21 protein-coding genes and 2 pseudogenes are annotated in these 22,612 nt (G+C 41.7%); 6 read left to right on the top strand and 17 right to left on the bottom strand.

All coding sequences use genetic code 11. The features are described 5' to 3' along the window. Positions 1 to 201: 201 nt before the first annotated feature. The 5 genes and pseudogenes from AB5Z12_RS00965 to AB5Z12_RS00985 form a co-directional block, all read right to left on the bottom strand. A pseudogene (locus tag AB5Z12_RS00965) lies at positions 202 to 391 on the bottom strand (recombinase TnpX); the annotation flags it as partial. Between the two features lie 143 nt (positions 392 to 534). Further along, complete coding sequence (locus AB5Z12_RS00970; RefSeq protein WP_195379709.1) at positions 535 to 1,959, bottom strand: alpha-L-fucosidase; 1,425 nt, start codon at positions 1,957 to 1,959, stop codon at positions 535 to 537. Positions 1,960 to 1,975: 16 nt separating this feature from the next. Further along, positions 1,976 to 2,803 (bottom strand): carbohydrate ABC transporter permease, encoded by an 828-nt coding sequence (locus AB5Z12_RS00975; RefSeq protein ID WP_118578099.1) that lies wholly within the window; start codon positions 2,801 to 2,803, stop codon positions 1,976 to 1,978. An 11-nt stretch (positions 2,804 to 2,814) separates the two neighbouring features. Next, on the bottom strand, positions 2,815 to 3,696 hold the full coding sequence (locus AB5Z12_RS00980) for a carbohydrate ABC transporter permease (protein WP_148462043.1): 882 nt from the start codon (positions 3,694 to 3,696) through the stop codon (positions 2,815 to 2,817). Between the two features lie 151 nt (positions 3,697 to 3,847). Beyond that, positions 3,848 to 5,194: a carbohydrate ABC transporter substrate-binding protein gene (locus AB5Z12_RS00985; protein WP_118578097.1), complete on the bottom strand. Its 1,347-nt coding sequence runs from the start codon at positions 5,192 to 5,194 to the stop codon at positions 3,848 to 3,850. A 275-nt stretch (positions 5,195 to 5,469) separates the two neighbouring features. Here AB5Z12_RS00985 and AB5Z12_RS00990 point away from each other — a divergent pair, with 275 nt between their 5' ends. The 3 genes from AB5Z12_RS00990 to AB5Z12_RS01000 are packed head-to-tail and all read left to right on the top strand — an operon-like array spanning position 5,470 to position 10,892. Then, positions 5,470 to 7,239 (top strand): sensor histidine kinase, encoded by a 1,770-nt coding sequence (locus AB5Z12_RS00990; RefSeq protein WP_173735596.1) that lies wholly within the window; start codon positions 5,470 to 5,472, stop codon positions 7,237 to 7,239. A 52-nt stretch (positions 7,240 to 7,291) separates the two neighbouring features. Further along, entirely contained in the window at positions 7,292 to 8,470 is a 1,179-nt protein-coding gene (locus tag AB5Z12_RS00995; protein ID WP_173735595.1) for a response regulator, read from the top strand. A 43-nt stretch (positions 8,471 to 8,513) separates the two neighbouring features. After that, positions 8,514 to 10,892, top strand: coding sequence for a glycoside hydrolase N-terminal domain-containing protein (locus tag AB5Z12_RS01000; protein WP_173735594.1), 2,379 nt, complete (start codon positions 8,514 to 8,516; stop codon positions 10,890 to 10,892). A gap of 57 nt (positions 10,893 to 10,949) precedes the next feature. Here the strand turns inward: AB5Z12_RS01000 and AB5Z12_RS01005 are convergent, their stop codons facing one another. The 8 genes from AB5Z12_RS01005 to AB5Z12_RS01040 all read right to left on the bottom strand — a co-directional run bounded on the left by AB5Z12_RS01005 (position 10,950) and on the right by AB5Z12_RS01040 (position 17,190). Beyond that, complete coding sequence (locus tag AB5Z12_RS01005) at positions 10,950 to 11,240, bottom strand: transposase (RefSeq protein ID WP_334285148.1); 291 nt, start codon at positions 11,238 to 11,240, stop codon at positions 10,950 to 10,952. Positions 11,241 to 11,354: 114 nt separating this feature from the next. After that, a complete protein-coding gene (locus AB5Z12_RS01010; RefSeq protein ID WP_173735593.1) occupies positions 11,355 to 13,019 on the bottom strand; it encodes a dicarboxylate/amino acid:cation symporter in 1,665 nt (554 codons plus the stop codon). A 110-nt stretch (positions 13,020 to 13,129) separates the two neighbouring features. Continuing rightward, positions 13,130 to 13,357 (bottom strand): hypothetical protein, encoded by a 228-nt coding sequence (locus AB5Z12_RS01015; RefSeq protein WP_368368531.1) that lies wholly within the window; start codon positions 13,355 to 13,357, stop codon positions 13,130 to 13,132. A 30-nt stretch (positions 13,358 to 13,387) separates the two neighbouring features. Continuing rightward, complete coding sequence (locus AB5Z12_RS01020; RefSeq protein WP_148462038.1) at positions 13,388 to 13,972, bottom strand: sugar O-acetyltransferase; 585 nt, start codon at positions 13,970 to 13,972, stop codon at positions 13,388 to 13,390. 37 nt (positions 13,973 to 14,009) lie between these two features. Beyond that, positions 14,010 to 14,480: a GNAT family N-acetyltransferase gene (locus tag AB5Z12_RS01025; RefSeq protein WP_148462037.1), complete on the bottom strand. Its 471-nt coding sequence runs from the start codon at positions 14,478 to 14,480 to the stop codon at positions 14,010 to 14,012. An 85-nt stretch (positions 14,481 to 14,565) separates the two neighbouring features. Then, positions 14,566 to 14,877: a hypothetical protein gene (locus AB5Z12_RS01030; protein WP_330602357.1), complete on the bottom strand. Its 312-nt coding sequence runs from the start codon at positions 14,875 to 14,877 to the stop codon at positions 14,566 to 14,568. A 485-nt stretch (positions 14,878 to 15,362) separates the two neighbouring features. Beyond that, positions 15,363 to 16,343 (bottom strand): leucine-rich repeat domain-containing protein, encoded by a 981-nt coding sequence (locus AB5Z12_RS01035; protein ID WP_118578089.1) that lies wholly within the window; start codon positions 16,341 to 16,343, stop codon positions 15,363 to 15,365. Between the two features lie 319 nt (positions 16,344 to 16,662). Further along, the gene (locus tag AB5Z12_RS01040; protein ID WP_368357268.1) at positions 16,663 to 17,190 is read right to left on the bottom strand and encodes a hypothetical protein; all 528 of its coding nucleotides are present in this window, start codon (positions 17,188 to 17,190) and stop codon (positions 16,663 to 16,665) included. On the opposite strand from AB5Z12_RS01040, the gene AB5Z12_RS01045 reads away from it, so the two are divergent. Continuing rightward, the gene (locus tag AB5Z12_RS01045) at positions 17,160 to 17,459 is read left to right on the top strand and encodes a substrate-binding domain-containing protein (protein WP_148462035.1); all 300 of its coding nucleotides are present in this window, start codon (positions 17,160 to 17,162) and stop codon (positions 17,457 to 17,459) included. The genes AB5Z12_RS01040 and AB5Z12_RS01045 overlap by 31 nt on opposite strands. 113 nt (positions 17,460 to 17,572) lie before the next feature. On the opposite strand, the gene AB5Z12_RS01050 is transcribed toward AB5Z12_RS01045, so the two are convergent. Together AB5Z12_RS01050 and AB5Z12_RS01055 are read right to left on the bottom strand one after the other, a co-directional pair. Then, on the bottom strand, positions 17,573 to 19,015 hold the full coding sequence (locus AB5Z12_RS01050) for a hypothetical protein (RefSeq protein ID WP_173771423.1): 1,443 nt from the start codon (positions 19,013 to 19,015) through the stop codon (positions 17,573 to 17,575). Continuing rightward, the gene (locus AB5Z12_RS01055) at positions 19,012 to 19,491 is read right to left on the bottom strand and encodes a sigma-70 family RNA polymerase sigma factor (protein ID WP_148462033.1); all 480 of its coding nucleotides are present in this window, start codon (positions 19,489 to 19,491) and stop codon (positions 19,012 to 19,014) included. The genes AB5Z12_RS01050 and AB5Z12_RS01055 overlap by 4 nt, the downstream gene beginning before the upstream one ends. 234 nt (positions 19,492 to 19,725) lie before the next feature. Between AB5Z12_RS01055 and AB5Z12_RS01060 the strand changes: the two genes are divergently transcribed. Beyond that, positions 19,726 to 20,460, top strand: a complete 735-nt coding sequence (locus AB5Z12_RS01060) for a helix-turn-helix domain-containing protein (protein ID WP_368357259.1) — start codon at positions 19,726 to 19,728, stop codon at positions 20,458 to 20,460. A 17-nt stretch (positions 20,461 to 20,477) separates the two neighbouring features. Here AB5Z12_RS01060 and AB5Z12_RS01065 read toward each other — a convergent pair. Then, positions 20,478 to 21,247 (bottom strand): annotated as a pseudogene (locus tag AB5Z12_RS01065) (IS5 family transposase). Positions 21,248 to 21,299: 52 nt separating this feature from the next. Here AB5Z12_RS01065 and AB5Z12_RS01070 point away from each other — a divergent pair. Next, positions 21,300 to 21,680 carry a hypothetical protein gene (locus AB5Z12_RS01070; RefSeq protein WP_368368532.1) on the top strand — a complete coding sequence of 127 codons (381 nt, stop codon included), beginning with the start codon at positions 21,300 to 21,302 and terminating at the stop codon, positions 21,678 to 21,680. Positions 21,681 to 21,739: 59 nt separating this feature from the next. Here AB5Z12_RS01070 and AB5Z12_RS01075 read toward each other — a convergent pair whose 3' ends face one another. Then, positions 21,740 to 22,591 (bottom strand): DegV family protein, encoded by an 852-nt coding sequence (locus tag AB5Z12_RS01075; RefSeq protein ID WP_148462031.1) that lies wholly within the window; start codon positions 22,589 to 22,591, stop codon positions 21,740 to 21,742. Between the last annotated feature and the right edge of the window lie 21 nt (positions 22,592 to 22,612).

Raw genomic sequence — 22,612 nt, forward strand, 5'->3', positions numbered from 1 at the left:
CATTTCAATTTACTTTCAAATCACTCCTGTCATATTTCCTGTCGGCTTGCTTCTGTAACCAGCATCCGGTTGATTTTCTCCTGCATTGCTGCAATCATCTCTGACATTTCCATGATTCAATATCCCCCAAAAGCAGGTTAGCCTCTTCTCTTTGAATCTTTGCTACATTCTGTGCAAGTTTTTACCAGATAGACGGCTTTACCTCTCCTTAAAATGCTTTCTGGTTTTGAAGTTTACTGTATGACCAAGATACTCTCTTTTCTTCAGAATCCCTGCTACTGTGGAAGATTCTCTGTACAACTGCTGCCGCTTCTTCATCACTGACCCATATATTCGAATCATCCTTATCTTTAAGATAACCATACGGTATTGTACTTGCCACATGCTTCCCTCTTAAGGTAGAAACTACCACCCCTCCCCTGTATATCGCTTAAGAGGAAAATACCCTTTAGGATGATTTCTACTCCTAAAGGGTATTTTTATAAATAATTATTTATTTAATTTATGAAATAATATAAAACAATACTTAACCGCTCAGGTATTTTCCGGATAAATCCCAATAAACGTTAGAAGCGGAAGTACACGGAAATCATGTAAAACAATTTTCATTTCCCTGGCTTTTTTCCCCTTAACAGGAATGATCTTCTGATAGCCAATTACCGTTCCTGTGTAAATACTGTTCCATATTTCCCCTTCTTTAACAAATACCTCATATTTTTCTACTCTCTGGCTATAGCAGACAGCCTCTTTTAATACCAGATACCCCAAATTGTATGAGTCGTCCAGGCAAATCGTTATCTCTACTGGCAGCTCACTGCTTTCAGGCTGATACCATGCTTCCAAAGTATCCTCTGTCAAATTAGAAGCCGGATGCGCCGGATCTTCATTTTCCGAAAAAACATGTGCTGTACTCATTAAATTATGAGCAAAAGATTTCTTTTTCCAGTTTCCAAATTCTTCCAGACGTTTAACATCATTTTTATGAAGAAGTCCGTTTGGCATAGGTGGAATGTTTAACAAAAAGGTTGCATTTCCTCCAACAGCCCCAATATAGATATGAACCAGCTCTTCCAGACTTTTCACCTGATCATCTTCTTCTGGATGATAAAACCATCCAGGTCTTATAGAAGTATTTACTTCTGCCGGATACCAGATCAGATCCGTTTCACCTTCAAGCGCTTTTCTGCTTCCAAGATCTTCCATATCACTGGTAATCCGGCGCATTCTGAATTCCTCATCATCGGTCTGCTGGCTTCTTTCCTGTACACTCTCTGCAAGTGCTGTACGCGCAGGAACAACACTCCACTCAGATTTTCTTACATCGCCAGCTTCATTTCCACACCATCGGATATCTGGCCCGCAGACACAGATACATGCGTCTGGCTGATATTTTCGAACACATTCGTAATAGCGATTCCAGTCGTAGACCTGTTTTTTCCCATTAGGTCCTTCCCCACATGCACCATCCAGCCAGACACTGAAGATTTCCCCGTATCTGGTAAGAAGCTCTGTAAGCTGGGACAGGTAGTAATCGTCATACTCTTTTCCCATTCCATAGCAGGGCTGGTTTCGATCCCATGGAGAAAGATAAATTCCAAATTTCAGTCCATGGCGGCGGCATGCTTCGGACACTTCCCGGACCACATCTCCCCTGCCATTTTTCCACGGGCTTGCTGCAACGCTGTGACTGGTATATCTGGTAGGCCACAGGCAGAAGCCGTCATGGTGCTTACAGGTAAGAATTACGCCTTTCATGCCGGCATTTTGTGCTGCAGTCACCCACTGGTCTGCGTCAAACTCTGTAGGATTAAAAATTTGTGGATTTTCCGTTCCATCTCCCCATTCCCGATTGGTATACGTATTCATTCCAAAATGAAAAAACGCATAAAACTCTGTTGCCTGATAGGCAATCTGGCGGCAGGAGGGAACTATTTTTATTAATTCCTGATCAGTTGGCATATGATTTCTCCTTTTTTCATCCCTTCAACCCGCCTGCACCGATTCCCTGAAGCAGATATCTCTGTCCAATGAGATAGATAATAATTGTTGGGATCATAACGATTACAAGTCCGGCAAACAGGGCGCCCCAGTCTGTAGCATATTTCTGCACCTCAAACAAGTTTGCCATACCGATGGGAAGGGTTTTCTTTGCATCTTCCGTAAGAAGAACAAGTGCCAGTGGATATTCATTCCAGAAGCCCATGGCACTTAACATCGTAATGGTCGCAATCCCGGGTTTTGCAAGAGGCACCATAACTCTTAATAACAGCTGGATATTAGTAGCACCGTCAATTCTTGCAGACTCCTCATAATCCCTTGGTACCGCAGACATAAATCCCTGTAAGGTAAAAATACAGAAAGGAAACTGCATAACTGCATAAACAAGACATAATACCGGCAGGTTATTTAATCCGTTCACAGCCTGTAATTCTAGAAACAAAGGAATCATAATGTAAGTAGCCTGCAGAAAAATACAAGCCATGTAGACCGTAGAAATCAGCCTGCTGCCCACAAAACGGTATCTTGCCAGTACATAAGAGATGGGAATGACCAAAAGCAGAAGCAATACAGTGGAAAGCACTGTCACAAATATGGAATTTCCAAAATAAGCGGCAATATTTGCTTTCTGCCATGCTGCCACAAAATTATCCAGATTCAAAGCTGCGGGCAATGCATAAGGATCTGTCAGATATTCTGCATTTGTCTTAAACGCAGACATCAGGTTCCAGAAAAGCGGATACAAAAAGATAACGGTAAACAGAATCATCAGGATCCTGATACACCAGGTTCTTACAGTTTTCATCAGTCTCCCTCCTATTCTTTTTCAGATGATATTTTTTTAGAAATCATTGCAAGGACGATTGCAAGGCCAAGGGTAAACATGGCGATTGCCATGGCATATCCAAAGTTGGCATTTCTCATACCCTGGGTGTACATATACTGCAACAGGACACTGGATGCGCCGTTTGGTCCACCACCTGTCATAACATTGGACAGGGTAAAACTTAAGTTGATAGTACCAGACAGGGAAAGTATATAGGTCGTTCCAATTGATCTGCGTAGCAGCGGAATGGTGATCTTAAAGAACTTCTGCACTCCTGTTGCGCCGTCAATGGAAGCAGCTTCATAAACCTCCTGGGAAATCCCATCAATGGAAGCCACATGCATGACCATGTAATAACCAATGGCCTGCCACACCAAGGCTGCACCGATACACCAGAGAGCCGTTTTTCCCTCTCCAAGCCATGCGTGTTTCCAGGTGGAGAGATGGAACAGATCAAGCATATGATTCAGAATTCCTCTTGTGGGATTAAACACAAAGGACCACACAATACCAACTACAGTCATGGAAACAATACTTGGGAAAAAGAATACGGTCCGGTAAAATGACTTTTCCTTAAGCTGTCCCTGAGTAAGGATAAATGCAAATACAAGACTTAGAAATATGGTCACAGCCGGGATTACCAGCATCAGCTTAAGAGTATTAAACAGTGCCTGAAGAAAATCCTTATCCTGGAACATATACCTGTAATTATCCAAAAATACAAATTTGCTGTTAAAGCCTACGCTAAGTGCAGTGGAACTGGTAAAAGACAGATAAATGGCATTTACCATAGGGACAATCATAAAAACAATGGTTAAGATCAATGCAGGAAGCGTACACAGGGCTATAAATAATCTGGGCTTTTTTACCACGCTTGCTCACCTCTTTAAATTTAAATATTGAAAAATGTGGATGACATCACCGATTGGCAATCTATCTGTTCAGGGTTACAAAAGGCTGCCGCATACACTGTGCAGCAGCCTTTCCATGCTTTACCGTTTTTATCCGGCTGGCATATGAAGTTTAGTTGGCAGCTTCCATATCAGCACGAACCTGTGCGAAAGCAGCTTCCACGTTCTGTGCCCACTCTTCTACTGTCATTTCATCGTTCATAACAGAAGTGATCGGATTGAAGATCTCATCTTTCGGGTTGATCTTGCAGTCAGCCGGAACTGCTGCAAAGCTCATGATCAGGGAAGAAGCATTTGCCTCTTCGTAGATTCCGTACATATTATAGATTGCAGTAGACAGCTTATCTTTTGCTACTTCACGGGCACTCTTGGTAGCATAGAGGGCACCGGAAGCCTCTGCAAATGCAGATACGGATTCATCGCTGTACAGGAAACGAAGGAATTCTTTTGCAAGCTCCGGATTCTTTGCAGCAGCCGGAATGGAGAACTGCTCACAGCTGTCGAATACATAATGCACATCATCTGCGTTCTCAGTTGGGATCGGGGCCATTGCAAACTCAAAGCCTTCTTCTCTTGGAGCATCCTGCATCTCATTTTCCATCCAGGTTCCGTTCGTGATAAATGCAGCTTTTCCAAGCATCATCTCTGTCTGGGACTCTGTATGGTTCATACCTACAGTACCCTCTAACAGATAACCTTTCTCTGCAATTTCTTTGATATGGGTAAGAGCCTTTAACACACCTTCGTTGTTGAAGGAACCTTCCTCATAATTGGCAATCTTGGTAAGAGCTTCCTCACCGCACTCATTTGCAATTGCCGGCCAGAGCATTTCTTCCATGTATCCCGGATAAATTCCCTGATAGGTGAAAAGCGCACGTCCGTCAATATCCTTTAAGGTATCGCCAAGTGTGAAAAACTCGTCCCATGTTTTTGGAACTTCCAGATTGTTCTCATCGAAAAAGGTCTTGTTGTAGATCAGACCCTGCGGACCACTGTTAAATGGTGCCAGATAAATTTCATCGTCTCCGTATGGTGCACACTTTGTACTGGAAAGAATTCCGTCTGTAATGTCATCGCGAAGAGTACCGGTTCCAGCATAGTTTTCTCCGTCAAATACATCGTCCAGATTTAAAAGTGCATGTTCTTTAATCAAAGAAAGAATTACGCCGTCCTCACCACCATCGTTGAGACAAATAAAATCCGGCGCGTTTCCGGCTACGATCTGTGGACGAATAATATCACCAATAGTCGGGCTGATCGTCATATTTACCTTCACGCCCTCATGGCTTGCTTCAAAAAGCTCTACCATCTGATTCCAGTAAGCATCTCCGTATCCACCCTGGAAAATGGCAATGTTCAGTTCCTGTTCTTCTGCTTCCGCAAATGTTGTGAGCGGAGAAAGTACAGTAGCTGCGCTCATGGCAAGAATCATTGCGGATGCTGCAAATCTTTTTTTCATATGGTGTTTCCTCCTTCTGGTTGGCTGTTTTATTACGTTTGCCTGATGATGCTATTATATTGCGAAAATCTTTTGTCGTAAATTAATAAAACGATTCTCGTTATGGAGCATTTTCTTGTAAATAATATCTGATATGGATTTTCTTGCGGCATATATGTATTATTTTTTCATCTTTTGCTTTTACATAGATTATTCTGTTTTTTTCCTGTATAATAAATGAAAATAATAATATTTTGACAGATACCCGTCAGTGGTCAGCAACAGGAGGAACCTCCATGGAAAAAAAACATCATTTTCAGGGATTTCGTAAATTCAGCATCAAAACAAGACTTGTAATTGCCCTTCTGATGATTTCTATTATACCATTGGTAGGAATCAGCGGCTATTCTTTTCATATATTTTCCGCGGCACTTCAGGAGAAGCTTTCTGCATCTATTTCCCAGACCCTGTCCATGATCAATCTGAATATGGTAAGTGAGATTGAGAAATACCAGTATCTGTGTGGTTCCATCTGTATTAGTGAAGAGATTAAAAAAGGTCTTCTAAAAAAAGACATGACAGATATGGAGAAGAATCAGGCGATGCTTGAGATTCAAAACATGATCCGCAATAAAATCATCTATCCTGCCCAGGCAAAAAATATTACTGTCTATGATACCGATGGAAATATTTTTTATGATCTGGGCTATGACGGGTTCTATCAGGAAGATGTGGACCGGATCCTGTCGCAGCTTGAAGAGCAGGACCAGGATGTGTGGGCTTATGTACATACTTACCGTGACAGAAATATTCTGGTTCTTGGAAGAAGGATTTACGAGCAGTATTCCAAAAGCCGGGTAATCGGCTACACTCTGATTTCTATTGAAGAAAAAATCTTTTCCAAGACGGTACTGGAGCCTGTGGGACTGTCAGATTCTTCCAATATTATGTATATGAATCTGGATGGAACGGTGCTCTCTTCCTGGAGCCGAAGTATAGCCCTGGGGGAGAAAACGGATGATGAGCTTCTGAAAAAAATCCAGGAAAGGCTTCCAAAGAAAACCGATTCCTTTAGTATCCATGAGAATGGGGAGGAACAGCTGGTGACCTATATTTTTAATAAAAATCTGAATCAGCTGTTTGTATATACCATGCCTTACCACTATATCAATTCAGAAGTTTATGCCATGCTGAAACAGATTCTTGTGGTGGTAGTGTTTCTGGTTTTACTGTGCATCGGAATTGTAGCCATGGTATATCAGGGAATTATGTCTCCTATTAAAAGAATGCTGGAATTCTGCCGTGAGATTTCCGGAGGAAAATTATCTGTGCGTATTCAGGACAAGCATAAGGATGAACTCTCCCGGCTTTCCGGAAGCATGGATCATATGGCAGATACCATTGAACATCTGATGGATCAGCAGAAGACTCAGGAAAAGAAAAAAAGAGAGCTGGAGCTGCAGATGCTTCAGTATCAGCTGAATCCTCATTTCCTTTTCAATACTCTGAACAGTCTTCGGTTTGTGGCTGCCATGCATAAGGATCAGATTGTAAGCGACGGAATCCAGGCGCTAAGCAGTCTTTTACAGAATACCCTTACCAATAAGAATGAATATATTACGATTCAGGAGGAACTGGAAAATCTGGAAAATTATTTTTCCATTCTTAGGATCCGGTATGCAGGAAGCTTTGAATATTCTTTCCATGTGGAGGAGGATGAGCTGCTCTCCTGCCTGGTTCCAAAGCTGATTCTGCAGCCTCTGGCAGAAAACTCGGTGATGCACGGTTCGTCAGATAATGGCACGGTGATGGAGATTCAGATTACCTGCTGGCGGGAAAATGCGGATGTAATGATCGAACTGTCTGATGACGGCAAAGGCTTTGAGGTGACAGTTGACGCTCTGGCACCTCACCCGGAGCGGAAAAGGATTGGCGTCGCCAATGTAAATGACCGGATCCAGCTGAATTTCGGACGAAAATACGGGCTGAAAATTAACAGCCAGCCGGGAAAAGGAACTACTTGTACCCTGACCCTGCCGGAGCTTTATGCGGACACGCTTTCATAAAATACACAACTAGAGCCTTTTTCAAACACGCTCTGGTCAGAAAGGACGATACATGTACAGTATACTGATTGTGGATGATGAGCCTATTGTAAAAATTGCGCTTCGTTCCATCCTGCCCTGGGAGGAGCATGGCTTTTCTATTTGCGGAACGGCATCAAATGGACTTGAGGCATTGCCTTTGATCGAACAGCATCATCCGGATGTGATCATCACAGACCTGAAAATGCCTGGGATGGACGGGCTTGAGCTGATTCGGACTTTAAAGGAAAAGAATTGTCCGGGAGAAATTCTGGTACTTAGCAATTACGAGGATTTTGATTCTGTGCGAAGTGCACTGCTGCTTGGTGCGGCAGATTATCTGCTGAAAATTAAGATCCAGCCAGATACCCTTCTTGCCTGTCTGAATAAAACGGTAGAAAAATTAAAGGACAAAGTGCCCAGAAATTGGGAAACCGAAAAAAAGGATCAGGAAGAGGATATATCAAAGCTGCTGCTGGAATTTTTCCAGAAGGATGTAAAGCTTTCAGATTTTATGGGACAGCATGCTAAAACCAGACTTGCATTTATGGAAGCTTCCTGTGCCGTCTGCTATGTAACCTTTGAGAAGTATTTATCTAATGACGCATTTTCCATCTCCGGGAGTCTTCTGCGGGATATGATCCTGGATGCGGTTCAGGGAGTGCTTCAGCCCTATATTCTGGTGCTGAACGATTATAGCGCACTGGTTGTTTTTTCCCAGACGGAGCTGTCCGACAGTGAAATTAAGGTGGAACAGCTGGTAAAAAAGCTATACAATCGTTTTACCATGTACCAGTCCTTTGCACCGGATATGCCCTATCAGGAAATGTTGGAAAATTACGAGGAAGCGCGAAGTGTGTTCCGGGAATTTTCCTCTAATGAGGGACACTATAAAACTGATGTAGCGAAAACCCTGGAGTATATGGAGGAAAATTACATGTACAGGCTGACCCTGTCTTCTATTTCTGCAAACGTAAATTTAAGCTCCAGTTATCTGTGCAGGATTTTTAAATCTGAGGTTGGCACAAGCATTACCAATTATCTGAATAATCTGCGGATACGCAAGGCCGCAACCCTGATCAAGGAAAATACCATGTCCATGAAAGAGATTTCTTCCATGGTAGGAATTGATGATCAGCTTTATTTCAGCAGGCTGTTTAAGAAATGCATGGGAATTTCGCCATCGGAATATGGAAAGAAGTATCATCAGTAGACAGATCATAACACCAATATACCATAATGAAAGGAATAAATATATGGAATTGTATTATAAAAATCCGGCAAAATGCTGGCTGGAGGGATTTCCACTGGGAAATGGACGAATGGGAGCGGTTATTCACGGAGCTTTGGATCATGAAGTGTTACAGTTAAATGAGGACACCTTATGGTCAGGCTCCCCTTACAGCGGACAGACCGGACTTTCCCCTGAAGTAGTGAATCAGGCCAGGGAGCTTGCAAGGGCAGGGAAATATGAAGAAGCAAAACTGGTTATGGAAAAGAAGCTGGAAGAAGCTGAGGATGTACAGGTTTATCTGCCCTTTGGGGATCTGCTTCTGGATTTTGTGGAGGATAATTATGATGCTGATGGAGGTACAGTTGCAGGTGCTTCGCCAGATTCAGATACAGCAGTGACAGATTATGAGAGACATTTGGATTTAGACCGGGCTGTGGCGTCTGAGTGCTATGTGAGAAATGGAGCTAAGTTTACACGTACCTGCTTTATCAGCGCACCGGCTCAGGGACTTGTGTATCAGATTAATAGCAGTCGGCCATTTTCTATTTTGGTCCACTGTGACGGAGCCTTTATCCGTGAGAAAGATTATAAGGAAAATCATTTCACGCTTACCGGAATCTGTCCGGGAAGAAGCGGACTGAAAGTTATTAAGAAAAATAAACCGGAAGAGTTTCTTTTCCCGGACGAACCAGAGCTTCAGGGTGTACACTTTATAGGAGAAGGGTGCGTAACTGCAGAAGGTGGAAGAGCCACTGGATCTGCTGACGGAATTCTATTGGAGCATGTAACTGGGGTGGAAATCCGTATGGCAATCCGTACCAGCTTCCGGGGATTTGACAAAGCATATACTGAGCAATATTCCGATGCCCAAATTCATCATATGCTGGCTGCCGATTTAGAAAAACTTTCAAAACCATTTGAAGAGCTGCTGAACGAGCACGTAGAGGAATACAGGTCTTTTTATGGGAGAACTTCATTGAGACTGTGGGATGATGTGCCGAAGATTTCTGCTGAAACTTCTCAGTATGATCTGCGGGAGCGTCTTGCAACATTTCATGAGGGCGCATCTGACCCGGAGCTTTATGCAATCCTGTTTGCTTTCGGAAAATATTTGCTCATCTCATCTTCCAGACCAGGGACCCAGGCTGCCAATCTGCAGGGAATCTGGAGCAATGATATTATTCCACCATGGTTCAGTGATTTCACCGTAAATATCAATACCGAAATGAATTACTGGATGACAGGGCCTCTGAATCTTGCCAAAATGCAGGAACCACTGGTAAATCTTTGCAAAGCGCTGGTTAAAAATGGACAGAAAACCGCCAGAGAACTGCTTAACTGTGAAGGAACTGCCTGTTTTCACAACACGGATATCTGGGGTAAAACTTCTCCTGCAACAGGAAAAGCGGTGTGGGCGTTCTGGCCTTTTGGAGAGGCATGGCTCTGCCGAAATCTGTTCGACCAGTACTTATTTACAGAAGATAAAGAGTATTTGAAGGAAATTATGCCTATACTGGAAGAAAATGTGCGATTCTGTCTGGCTCAGCTTCAGGAAACAGATCAGGGACTCGCCATCTGTCCCGCTACCTCACCGGAAAATCTGTTTTATGAGGATTGTTCCGTGGCAGAATACAGTGAAAATACCATGGCCATTGCAAGAAATCTGTTTCGGGATTATGTAAAGGGCTGTGAAGTGCTTGGCTTGCAGAATCAGATAATGTGTGATGTACTGGAAGCGCTGGAGCGCATGGTACCTACTGCTATTGGAAGCAAGGGACAGATTCTGGAATGGAACCAGGAATTTCCAGAGCAGGATGTGCATCATCGCCATGTTTCTCATCTTTATGAGCTTCATCCTGGCTGCGGCATTACTCCACAAACACCGGAATTATATAAAGCAGTGAGAAAGAGTCTTGAACTTCGGGGGGATGAGGGAACCGGATGGAGTCTGGCTTGGAAAGTTCTGATGTGGGCCCGTATGGAAGATGGCGCTCATGTGGAGAAAATTATGAAAAACCTGTTTTATGTAGTAGATCCAATGGAAGAAATGGGAATACGAAGAGGTGGCATCTATCCCAATTTATTTTGTGCCCACCCACCGTTCCAGATTGATGGGAATTTAGGTTACAGTGCTGCGGTTGCCGAGATCCTGGTTCAAAGCCAGGGAGAAGAGCTTGTCCTTCTCCCTGCGCTCCCACCCTCCTGGAGAAATGGGGAAGCCACGGGGTTCATTGCCCGCGGAAACATCCGCGTGGATCTTAAATGGGAGGGGAAGAATGTCACCTACACCTTAACTCCTGCTCATGACACCACTTTACGTCTCCGCGTCGGAAAAGGGGACGTGAGGGGCTATTCACTGCGTGGGGGCGTGGCATACGAAGGAAATGGGATGCTAAGCTGAGGAAGAACTTTGTGAGAGCAGACGGTTTTCCGCCCGTCTTATTCGCCTGTTTATTCGTTACTCTGGAAGGCGCCCTTCGTACATAATACTCAGTTCACCATACACCTGTGCCCAGTTCCGGATCGTACTGGTCCATCTCTTGGTAACTTCAAATGTGGCAAGATACAGTGCCTTTAATAGAGCTGTATCGCTTGGAAATACGCTTCTCTGGCGATTCAGTTTCCGGTAGGTAGAATTCAGGGATTCAATGGTATTTGTAGTATAAATCACCGTCCTGACCGTCGTCGAAAATTTAAAAATTGGAGAAATTCTATACGTTGTTTTCTCATATTTGCAGATAACGCCAATCATCTAAACTAATTAAATATATTATAAGCAAGTGCATGTACCTGACATAAACCATGGATTGGCATGTAGCTTCTATACGAAAGCTTAATACCTATTTTTTATAGTTTTTTCAATCTAACTCATATATTTTTCCATATCAAGCTTCTTTTCTGATTTTGCAACAATTAGGGATGCTGTCACATCGCCCAGGCTGTTGCTCATTGCACGCATCATTCCAAGCAGGGAGTCCAGTCCCATGACCAGTCCGATTCCTGCAAGCGGAACATTCAACTGTGTCAGAAGTACAGACAGGCATACAAGCCCCGCTCCTGGAACTCCTGGCGCACCTACAGAAAGAACAAACACGGAGAAAAACATAGACAGCATCATTCCACCGTTGATATCAACACCGAAAACTCTTGCCAGTGCCATGCCAAATATCACCAGATATATACAGGTTCCGTCCATATTTACCGTTGCCCCCAGGGGAATAGACAGGGAATAGATTTTCTTTGATATACCAAGTTTATTCTCGCAGGCATCCATGTTCACAATGATCGCCGCATTACTGGAAGCCATGCCGAACACCTGAAGCATTGTGGGATTGTATTTTTTCAAAAAGGGAATCGGATTCAAACGGCCGATTACTCCAAGTAATATACAATATACAATGATCATCGCCACGATTCCTACTGCAAAAGTTCCCAGCATGGCCAGCATGGACAACAGCACATCCGGTCCTGTCTTTAATACAACCGATACAATGGAGCAAAAGGTTGCAACAGGTATGAAGCGTACCAGCATCACTGTAATCTTCAGGAACAGGTCATTGCATGCTTCGAATATATCCTTTAATAACCTGGAATGCTCCCCGATCTTCTCTAATGCAATTCCAATCAGAACTGCCAAAAAGATGAGCTGCATCATGTTGGAATCTAAAAACGGTTTTACAAAGTTTGCCGGAATGATTCCTACAATTGTATCCTTGATTGAAATACTTACATCCGAAACCGACACCGCAGCTGCATCTCCAGCCAGTTTTGCCGCAAGCTCTGGATTACCTGGCTTCAATAATTCAAACACACCTGTTGCCGTAAGAATTGCCAGAACCGTGGTAAGCAGGTAAAAGCCCATGATTTTTCCACCAATACGTCCGGCTTCTTTCAGATCTCCAAATTGGGAAATGCAGCATGCTATGGAGAAAAATACTACCGGGCCTACAATCATCTTCAAAGCATTCAGGAACATTGTGCTGATAGATGTAAAAATAGTATTGTTCAGTGCTTCGTTCACGCCTGAAGGTACAAACACTTTCATCAATACACCTATTACGATTGCAGCTATTAAAGCCAGCATTGTATGTAATACCATGGCATGGGGATTTTTCTGTACTGTAATTTCTACCAGGTTCATGTTGTTCTTGTTTTTATAGCGCAGTCTTTCTTCATTCGCCTTGAGAAGGACATCCCGGATTATTTTTTCTTCTTTTTCCTGTGCGCTCTGAAGATCATCATTTTCCTGGTCCAGTACTTCTTCTATGGTATGACCATAAATAAACTGGAATTTCTCACCACGGAGTGACAGATTCACATATACCCTGCCAAACCTTTTATTCAAAATAATGCAGATATTTTCATCAGGGTCTTTGGCATGCTCCCTTAATTTCACCAATACTTCCTCTACTAAAAGCATTGTCTTTATGGTCTGCTTTTTCTCTATGCCAAACTCTTCCAGACCTTCTTTGATAAACTCTATTCCCGCTTTTGTATGCTTCTGCTCTACCAGCAATCTTTTGCTCATAGTTCTATTAATCCCTCCTAACCCTAAAATCTTTTATTTACAGTTTTTGATTCCACTTGACGTCATATAAGTTCCTACCAATACCGATATAACTGCAATAATACCGGAAATCAAATCGGTGCGTGAAGTTCTCCCATTTCTGATAAAATCGTCCGGACCTGTTCAGCATCATGAACAGAGATCATTAAATCAATATCATGAAATTCTGAAATAATCCCTTTAAAGTACAGCAGCATAGATGCGCCTAAAGCCCACTCTATATTTGCCTCATTAAATCGATGTGCAATTTTCTGTAGTAATTCAATTTTCTTCTGTATTTCAGGCATAATATCTCCCACTTATATATTTATCTGGATAAAACATGTTTGTTACTGATTCCTACAGACCACTCTGCAAGGACTGCCTACAGCAATCACATTGTCGGGAATATTTTTTGTTACAACACTGCCGGCTCCAATCACAACATTATTCCCGATGGTAACGCCCGGTAAAATAATAGCTCCGCCACCAATCCATACATTATTTCCAATGATAACTGGTGCTGTTTGTGTTTTACAAAATTCAAATGATCCGTCTTCTTTAGGTATCCCGAAGCGATCTATGGCATTTGTCGGATGAAATGCCGTATAAATCTGTACATTCGGTGCAATTAAGGCATTATCACCGATACGAATTATATTGTCATCAAGAAAGGTACAATTCATATTTACTTCACAGTTATTTCCGAAGTAGATATTATTACCATAGTCAACGTAAAAAGGAGCCGTTATCCATAAGTTTTTGCCTTTTCCGCCAAGAAGTTCATTCAGAATTCGTTCTTTTTCATCTGCATCCGCAGAATTCATCTGATTATAATCTCTTACCAGATCTTTTGCCTTATGCCATTGTGTCAGCAGTTCCGCATCTCCACAATCGTACAGTTCTCCTGCCAGCATTTTTTCTCTTTCAGTCATAGGTACCTCCATCTGATATCCAAACCACATTGTTTTTTTATAATATGTATTCCATTTGTCTTTCTTTTGTTCGCATTCCCATTTTCTCATAAAACTTTTCTGCTGAAGTATTTCCTGTCCATACATTCAATGTCACTTCATAGCAGCCCAGTTGCTTTGCTTCGTTTTTTACATATTCAAACAGGCTTTCACCAATATGCTGCCCTCGTGCTTCCTGATCAATACACAGATCATCAATAAAAAGAGATTTAAATGGAACCATATTGTTTGAAAAAGGCTGCTCCCGTAATTGACAAAATGCATACCCTACGCAAACATCAGCCTCATTTACTGCAACATATATTGGTGTTTCTTTATTCTTCAAAATCTCTCTCAATTCGTCTATGGTATATTTTGTTGTACCCGGAATAAAAATATCAGGTCTTATATCTGCATGAATTTGCAGCACCTGTTTTAATAACTCTAGAATTCTCGGAATGTCTTTTTCTTTTGCGTCTCTGATCATCATTTTCGCTCTCCTTTTAACAGATTGATTTATCCGCATTTTCCCTCGCCAATCACAATATTTCTATTTCCAAAATAAGGAGATACCATCAACAATGTTTTATCTGGCATCCTCTTACAAACTCAACTGCATTTTTAATATCTTCATCATCTGGATGCCCTTTTGCAATTCCACCAACCAGTTTAAATGGACCAAATGTGTCATAACCCTTGCATCCGAATTTTCCGATCACCTTAGAATGCTTCTTACTCAAAATCTGCTCTATGGATTTATAGTTCGCATTTCCACCATAAGTACAAATCAGAAATACCTTTTTGTTGTCTGGTAAGTTTTTCTCCGCAAATCCCAATAATGATTGATGAAATTTCGAAAAATAGATTCCCGATGCAAAACCAATCATATCATAGCTGCTCAGATCTGCATTTGGCTACTTTACAGCATCAATTAAACTGAACTGACACTCGTCTGCTATGCGCTTTACTAATTTTTCTGTATTTCCATGATGCACAGATGCATATACGATTGCTTTTCTCATTTGTTTTCCTTTCTGATAAAGTAAAGCGGACATTCCAGGTCCGCTTTGCTACTTGCTCATGAACGCAGTCGCTTCGTGACCTGTGTTCAAATTATCGAAGCTCCTATGTGTATGATGTCTTTATATTATCATATATAGCTTAACTATTCTATATTCTTCGGATCAAAATAACCTGTTTTTGCAGACATTTGAGTATGCAAATCAGAAAAAGATCCCTTTGCAAAGCGAATGGCTAAAACGCCTCCACTTTACTGGGATCTTTTCATGCATACAATATCAATGTACCTTGACGGTTAATCAGATTTTCCTGTCAAGCGGACATTCCAGGTCCGCTTCGCTACTTGATTCGGTTAAATACCATATTCACCAACTATGCCATCAATATCCGGCATTGGATCATCCGACAGCTGGCAGCTGTCCTTCTGTACCTGGGATTTATTTACAATTATATATGCACTGGCAAACTTCTGAGTCACAAGCTGCAGCTGTTCATCAGTAGTATCCTCTGGCACCATGATAGTAACTGTGCTGTTCTGTAAGTTCACCCAGTCTGCTTCCATTACATCTGGATCAATCCCTTCCAGACAAATTGTTTCGATTCCTGTCAGCATTGCAAATGCTGTCATATTAAGATTCTCAACTCCGCTGCGAATGTGTATTTCCTTCAAATCTTCACATCCGATAAATGCACAACTGTCAATATTCTTCGCATTCACACAGAACTGCTCCAAACCTGTAGCTCCAAAACACTGTACCCCGATTCTGTTTACCTTTCCCTTCCACCATACGGTCTTCAAATTCTTACAGTAATTAAACAGGTAATTATCCATCTCTCCAACCCCATTCACAAAAATCACTGTTTTCAATCCCTTACATTCCTCAAATAAACCTTTATTCGTATTTTCCAGAGGTGCATAACAAATCACAGTTTCCAGATCATGGCAGTGGGTAAAAGCACTGTCCTCTATAGACTTCAATGTCTCCGGCAGAATCAGACAGCGCATTGGCAGCCACTCGCCTTCTTTCTGATTGGTTGCCATATCCGAATGCACATAATCTCTTGCACATTCAAAAGCATTATAAGAAATATTTTCTACCGGCACACCACCAATCGTACGCGGTATAATAACATCCACAGATGTTCCGATATACGCAGTAATCGTTCTGCTTGCTTCATCAAACTCAAACTCTTCTTCCGGTAATGCTTCATAAGGCATCTCTGTCAGGCACTCCACGGCTTCTTCCGGAACAGTTTCTTCTGCCCTTACCGGTACCGCAATTCCTGCCAGTATTGCGATTGCAATCACCACAGTCAATATCCTTTTCTTCATTCTGCTGCCCCCTTTCCACAATCAATATTATGCAATCTTTACATTATCAGAATATAGTAAAAGAATTTCATTGTCACTATCATTACAGCCAGTAAAATTATGTTTAATCCAATAATTTTCCTTTACGATATGATCTGACCCAAAAGAATAGGTACACTGAAATTTACAGGACGAAGCAAAATTGCGGAAATAAGAAGCGTTTCTCGATTTCATTTCTGATTTCGAAAAACGCTATTTAAATGGCGGGTTCTGAGGGTACCTTGCCAGCATTTCTTACCGCAATCGTAATATCTTCCATCAGCGTTCCACTGTTTTGTGCCTAAACTGCATACAATGTAACATCTTTATCCTGAATCGGATATGAACTACCTGGCATATAAATTATTTGTGCGTAAGCATCTTCATTGGTGGCAGGATCAATTACATTGGTATTTCGTGTTTCTGCCCAGCCCAGCAATATATGATTTGCTCGATTCATACTTGTCCCATCCGGTAGCCTGATTGCTTTGGCATCATAACTTCGTATCGGAGCAGGGCATATTCCCTCCCCACCGTTAAGATCAAAACAAATCGTTCTTCCGAAAGGTATGATTTCCTCTTCTTTATAGCTGGAAACAATGTATTCCTTATACGGATCCTCCATTGTTATAAGCGCAGCCATTGTTTCATTCTGAAGAGCAATCACTTCTTTTTCCGTCATAGAAGTCCTGAAATCATCCACATTGATAAAAGAAAAGCCTGTTTCATTTCCGTTTTCTATCACAAAGTAAAGTTCTTTTCCAATATAATTTTTCAGTTGATCATAGATTCGAATAAGTGAAAGTCCTGCGTCAGGATCCTTTGGCATCTATTTTTTTAAATTTGGTTCTAAAGAAATACGGAGAATTACCTCCAACCTATCAGGTTGTTGGTTTTGACGATTCACCGATTGCGTCAGAATACCTTATACCATTCAGCACGATACATCAGCAAATCGATGTTCTTACTAAAGAAGCCATGGATATCCTCGTCATGCAGATGAAAAACCGTAAAAAGCGTCGCCCAGCTATTATGGAGACCCCCATTCACAAAACAGTACTACCCACTCTAATTAAACGTGAGACAACCATTTTTTAGTTTTTATCCAAAAGTCCCGGAATCCACATTACTGGCATTCCGGGACTTTTAACACGACAGCTGTTGACTGCCGGAAATGGTTAATTTGCTTCGTTTTTTACATATTTAAACTATTATTTGCGAATATCTACAAGTCCATTTTTTAGTATATTTTCAGAAAACTCATACGAGGCTCCATCACCGGTTACATTAAGATACAGATTTTCCAGGTCATTTTCATTTACGATCCAGGCCATGTTCAGCTGCACGCTTTCATCTGGCTTTATAGAGGAAATGTAGTTTCCGCCATTGCCATAATTTTCAGAGACATTATAATAAACCATTTCTCCGGTCTTTGCCATGCCATCCCAGGTGATGCGGTCATAGCCATCGCCGGACTGTTCCGTTGGAACGTAAATCTGTACTCTTCCATTTTCCTTTGTCATGGTTAGCAAAGCACCAAGATAAAGCATATGGTCGATTTCCTCATCTGAATTGTTTGTATAGGTCACTGTGGCATAAACCAGTTTCTGGTTCACAGCTTCTGACTTCACAATCTCATCCAGGGAATTGATTCCATCACCAGATTTTACATAATTCAATGTATTTGCAGACAGTTTTCCATCAGCCCCAATTGCTTCTGTCCATTCCTCCGGTATTTTGTCAGGCTCAAGAAGCTGAAGGTCATCTGCGATCTGGATGGAATCCACCTTTGCAGAAATGGTTTTCGTCAGATACTCACCATTTGTGTCTTCCCCAGTCGCATTCAGATCAAAGGTGTCACCGATCTGGTAAACAGGCAGCTCCTTCTCATTTACAGAAGTGATTATTTCATCATCATCATTTTCTATCTTTTCAGCTATCATGTCTTCACTCCAGGTAGGCATCCCGGCAGTTTTTACCATAGTTGTGTTTCCCGTAATCACCAGATTCTCAGCCACCTTTATGGCATCCTCTTTTGATACGTCATCTCCTATGTAGATCATAATCACACGGTATAAATCCGGGCAGACAAGGTAAATTCTCTGGTTAAAAGTTCCACTTTTGGCGATGCTATTATACTTTAGGTATACTCCCTGATATTCTCCAAATGTACGCTCCTCGCTATCAATAACATTCTGATCCTGCACAACCTGTCCCAGATCATTTTTATCCAACAGAACAGATGCAAAGCTAAACCCGCCGGTCTGTTCATGTTCCGGATACTGAAGATGATACTCGTCATTCCAGCTCATGCCTTTTGGAATGTATCTGGCAAACAGATTTACCTTTGGAACCTCATCTGGAAGCATGGTTTCCTTTGCCATGCTATCGGCATCAATTTTAACCGCTACACCATAAGCGCCCTGCTTCTCCAGAAACCAGTGATACAGATTTACACCTGCATATGCTGCTGTGGAAACTGCCAGCGTACAAGCAGCTGCTACAGCTGCGATTTTGGGAATCGTCCATGTTTTTCTTCTTTGAAGATTCATCACCTTTGTATCCTGTATCTGCTTTGCAACCTCATTTTGAATCATTTTATGGATAAAATCCGGTGTTTCGGGAATATCGCTTTTCATATCTTCTAATCTCATACCAGCACCTCCTGCAATTCCTGCCTTAATTTTCCCCTTGCCCTTGCAAGTCTCTTCTGAACAGCACCTTCCGATATTTCAAGGATCTGGGCGATTTCTCTTACGCTGAAATCTTCTATGTAATACAAAATAACGGGCAAACGCAGCTCCTCTTTTAAGGAATTTACAGCGGCATACAATTCGCTGTAATCCTTTGACTTTTCTGATTCCATTTCCAGTCTGTCCTCCAGATCTTCAAACGAAATAAACTTACTGGACTTACGTACGAGGTTGTAACATTCGTTGATCAAAATTCGGATCAACCAGGTACGGGCATATTTATCGTTTTTTAATGTGTCTATTTTGGAAAAAGCTTTTACAATTGTCTCCTGGATAGCATCTGCACAGTCCTGGTCACTGAATAAGATTGTTTTTGCAGTTGAGTATAATTGTCTTTCCGAATCCAGGACCAGATTTCCCAGTTGTTCTTTTGTCATTTAAATACCACCTCTTTTTCATGCCGGCCAGCTTTTTCTTTACATCTATTAGACGCATAGAAAACAAAAATATCCCCCAATAATTCATTTTCGCATAAATAATTATGATAAGCTGACTATGCAAATGCTAAACTAACAGTCCAAAAAAAACTAAACTAATTGTACTCTTGATACCTTCCTTATTTGCAAATTTGCAGTAAAATATAGATATAAAGAAAAAGGGAGGTACCAAAGATGAAATTATCACTTTCTGCAAATATAAGCAAGTTGCGAAAAGAACACGCTATGACACAGGAGCAGTTAGCGGAAGCTTTAGGCGTTACCTTTGCATCTGTCTCAAAATGGGAACGGGGTGTGGCGACGCCGGAATTAAACCTGATTGCGGAGATGGCAGATCTGTTTGAGGTGTCTATCGATGCGCTTATCGGATACCAGTTTAGAAACAATAACAGAGAAACTGTAATTACAAGGCTGAAGCAGTATTCTCACGACAGAGATACTGAGGATGTTTTTTCTGATGTTGAAAAGGCATTACAGTGTTATCCGAATTGTTTTGATGTTGTTTATTACAGTGCCAGAATCTACCGTTTAAGAGGACTGACGCAAAAGAATGCTGCTTATTCAAAGAAGGCGCTTTCCCTTTGTGAACGTGCATGTATACTGATCGGACAAAACAAAGATCCGGAGATAAGTGATGTTTCTGTTCGCAGGGAAATGGCTGAAATCCATTTTGCGCTTGGGGAATATGACAAAGGAATTGCATTATTGAAAGAGAACAATCCATGTCGGCTGAACCACTCTTCGATTGGAATGGTGCTTGCATCCTCTTGCAATGATCCGGAGGGAGCACTTCCCTTTTTATCGAGGGCATTATTAGATTTAACTGTGACGCACTTTGAAATTGTGGTGGGATATATGAATGTTTTCTGTAAGACAAAAGATTATGCAAATGCTCTAGAGCGTGTTTGAAAAACATTCTAAGTTGTTCATTTTAACCAAATTAATATTGAGGCAATGCATATAATTCCTAAGAAGGTTGAAGCCAGTTTATCGTAACGCGTAGCTATTCGACGGAACGCTTTCAATTTGAGAAAATAGTTTTCTACTAAATGTCTCTCTTTGTAAAGCCACCAATCGCAATAACGATCAAACTTAGCTCCTTTTCTAGAAGGAATTGTTGGCTCTCCACCGTGGGTATAAATATAGTCAATCAGCTTGTTGCTATCGTATCCACGGTCAGCTAATACATTGCTTCCGTTTGTGTCGACATGATCTAACAAAGGGATTGCGTAATTAATATCGTTACGCTGCCCTTCGCTGATCATAAAATAAACCGGATAACCGTATGCATCTACAACTGCATGGATTTTTGTGCTGGCTCCACCACGGCTGTGTCCAATTTCGTTTGATGGCCCCCTTTTTTTGCTCCAGCACTATGCTGATGAGCCTGGACGATAGAGGCATCAATTGATAGTTCCGTTAATTCAGCTTCTAAGCTCAAGACACGAAAAATATTATCAAGGATGCCATCTTCAATCCATTTACGAAAACGGGAATAAACCGTTTGCCAGGCCCCATAACGTTCTGGGAGGTCCCGCCAGGGAGCCCCACTGCGAGCAATCCAAACAATTCCATTTAGAATTGTCCGATTACATTTTGAAGGACGACCTTGCTTTCCAGAATTTTCAGGTGGCAGTAAGGGAGCAACACGATTCCATTCATCATCGGTTAATTCGTATCGGCGCAACATAATCAACACCCCTTTTTCTTTATTTTAACATGAAAAAGGGTAAACGAATATATGTTTTGTGCAACTTTTATTTTTCAAACACGCTCTAGCTCTTGTGGATTGGGCTCTTGCCTTTTATCCCGGGCTAAAAGATCCCGAAAAACAGGGATATATGGACAAAAGCGAAGCATTTCTTTGGGCACTGCGAGCGGATGTTCTGCTGTCGCTGTGTAAAAAAGAAGAAGCAATCAACAGCCTTCGGCGAGCAAAGGATGTTGCATTGCACTTCGACGAATCACCAAATTACGATGTTTCAAGTATCCGATTTGTTTTCTGTAAGACTCCTGCAAGCGCTTTTGATGATTTTGGTGATACTGCCATGATTGGGGTTGATGAATTTATCAAAAGCCAGGAAAAAAGCGAGCTGAGCAATTTATGGAAGTGTGTCAGGGATGAATAACAATTACAAAGCCAAATGAAAAACTATACTGTGCAGTTTTATAAAAAGGGGGGCATGCTTTACGATTTTGCAATATACAACACACCTAATGTGCCAGGTCCACAATGACTTGATATAACACCACCTGCCCTGGTTTCCAATATCTCATCAAAAACGCCAAGCTCTTCCAGATAAGCCCGCACTTTCTCTACAGTTTCCTGTTTACAGCCAGAATGTGTTATGAATACACGTTCTGGTCTCGCATTTTTTAAATCTTTTTCCATATCTTTAACATAGTCCATGATAACAGAATTAATTTTCCCCCGGTATTTCTTAGAAGCATTCATGGCGCCATTTTCTACTACAATCCTGGGATGCAGTTTTAAAATACCTCCGGCCATAGCCGCTACTGCATTGCAGCGTCCACCGCGGTATAAATAGGTGAGGGTATCAACCACAAAGCTTGCTCGCACATTTGGTTTCAACCTCTCTATCTCAGAAACAATCTGGGAAGCTGTCCGGTTATTCTTTGCCATAATTGCAGCCTCTACTACAAGAAGACCGATACCTGTAGAAAGGTTTGCAGAATCGATTACCTTTATCCTGTCTGAAGCCCCCAGCTCTTCAGCAGCAAGGCGCATCACATTTCCAGAGGTGGACATACCTGCAGAAATAGAAAAGCAGACAATTTCCCTTCCAGCCTCTGCATATGGGCGGAAAAGCTCCATGGCATCTGCCAGAGCAGGGGCTGAAGTTTTTGGTGTTGTCTTGTTTGCGTCAGACCAGGTGAAAATCTGATCAGGGGTAATGTCTTTTCCATCTTTATATTCACTGTCACCCAGAAGAATATGAAGCGGAAGAATGTCAATATCATATTTTCTCAATAATTCCTGCGAAAGGTCGCAGGTACTGTCTGAAATAATTTTTACCATATTTTTTCTCTCCTTAATAAT

Origin of the sequence: Ruminococcus sp. RTP21358st1_G6_RTP21358_211008 (assembly GCF_040908885.1) — a bacterium.
Taxonomy (GTDB): Bacteria; Bacillota; Clostridia; order Lachnospirales; family Lachnospiraceae; genus Blautia_A; species Blautia_A faecis.

Bases quoted from the DNA above. Each gene is read 5' to 3' on its own strand.
- AB5Z12_RS01055 (WP_148462033.1), bottom strand. From the start codon at position 19,491: ATGACAAAAGAACAACTGGGAAATCTGGTCCTGGATTCGGAAAGACAA.
- AB5Z12_RS00970 (WP_195379709.1), bottom strand. From the start codon at position 1,959: ATGCCAACTGATCAGGAATTAATAAAAATAGTTCCCTCCTGCCGCCAG.
- AB5Z12_RS01010 (WP_173735593.1), bottom strand. From the start codon at position 13,019: ATGAGCAAAAGATTGCTGGTAGAGCAGAAGCATACAAAAGCGGGAATA.
- AB5Z12_RS01040 (WP_368357268.1), bottom strand. From the start codon at position 17,190: ATGCCAAAGGATCCTGACGCAGGACTTTCACTTATTCGAATCTATGAT.
- AB5Z12_RS00990 (WP_173735596.1), top strand. From the start codon at position 5,470: ATGGAAAAAAAACATCATTTTCAGGGATTTCGTAAATTCAGCATCAAA.
- AB5Z12_RS01030 (WP_330602357.1), bottom strand. From the start codon at position 14,877: ATGATTGGTTTTGCATCGGGAATCTATTTTTCGAAATTTCATCAATCA.
- AB5Z12_RS01020 (WP_148462038.1), bottom strand. From the start codon at position 13,972: ATGACTGAAAGAGAAAAAATGCTGGCAGGAGAACTGTACGATTGTGGA.
- AB5Z12_RS01025 (WP_148462037.1), bottom strand. From the start codon at position 14,480: ATGATGATCAGAGACGCAAAAGAAAAAGACATTCCGAGAATTCTAGAG.
- AB5Z12_RS01000 (WP_173735594.1), top strand. From the start codon at position 8,514: ATGGAATTGTATTATAAAAATCCGGCAAAATGCTGGCTGGAGGGATTT.
- AB5Z12_RS01075 (WP_148462031.1), bottom strand. From the start codon at position 22,591: ATGGTAAAAATTATTTCAGACAGTACCTGCGACCTTTCGCAGGAATTA.
- AB5Z12_RS00995 (WP_173735595.1), top strand. From the start codon at position 7,292: ATGTACAGTATACTGATTGTGGATGATGAGCCTATTGTAAAAATTGCG.
- AB5Z12_RS00975 (WP_118578099.1), bottom strand. From the start codon at position 2,803: ATGAAAACTGTAAGAACCTGGTGTATCAGGATCCTGATGATTCTGTTT.
- AB5Z12_RS01050 (WP_173771423.1), bottom strand. From the start codon at position 19,015: ATGAGATTAGAAGATATGAAAAGCGATATTCCCGAAACACCGGATTTT.
- AB5Z12_RS00985 (WP_118578097.1), bottom strand. From the start codon at position 5,194: ATGAAAAAAAGATTTGCAGCATCCGCAATGATTCTTGCCATGAGCGCA.
- AB5Z12_RS01060 (WP_368357259.1), top strand. From the start codon at position 19,726: ATGAAATTATCACTTTCTGCAAATATAAGCAAGTTGCGAAAAGAACAC.
- AB5Z12_RS01035 (WP_118578089.1), bottom strand. From the start codon at position 16,343: ATGAAGAAAAGGATATTGACTGTGGTGATTGCAATCGCAATACTGGCA.